1 protein-coding gene is annotated in these 443 nt (G+C 51.5%); it reads left to right on the top strand.

The features are described 5' to 3' along the window. Positions 1 to 443: PAS domain-containing protein (locus H4J73_RS06680; RefSeq protein WP_182188796.1), on the top strand; the 443-nt coding region annotated here is incomplete at both ends.

The following is a 443-nucleotide window of genomic DNA, read 5'->3' on the forward strand; positions in this document are numbered from 1 at the left end:
CGTAAGGAGCAAGAAAGTGTCGCCCATGATTTAACCCAGTTAATCGATACGGCCAATGCCCCTATTTTTGGGATTGATGCCGCGGGTCTGGTGAACGAATGGAACCAGCGCGCCGAGCAGCTCACCGGCTTTGCTAAGATTGATGTCATGGGAAAAGATCTGGTGGCCGGGTTTATCACCGATGATTACAAGGCCTCGGTTAAAGAGGTACTAGATAAGGCTCTGCAAGGTGAAGAGTCGGCTAACTATGAATTCCCGTTGTTTACCAAAACGGGCGACCGGGTGGATGTGCTGTTGAACTCCTCTTCACGCCGGGATGCGGCAGGTCGTATTGTGGGGGTTGTGGGGGTTGGACAAGATATCACCGAGCTCAATAAGATCCGTAAGGAGCAAGAAAGTGTCGCCCATGATTTAACCCAGTTAATCGATACGGCCAATGCCCC

The sequence above is a fragment of the Colwellia sp. MB3u-41 genome (assembly GCF_014076845.1).
In the GTDB taxonomy this organism is placed as follows: domain Bacteria; phylum Pseudomonadota; class Gammaproteobacteria; order Enterobacterales; family Alteromonadaceae; genus Colwellia_A.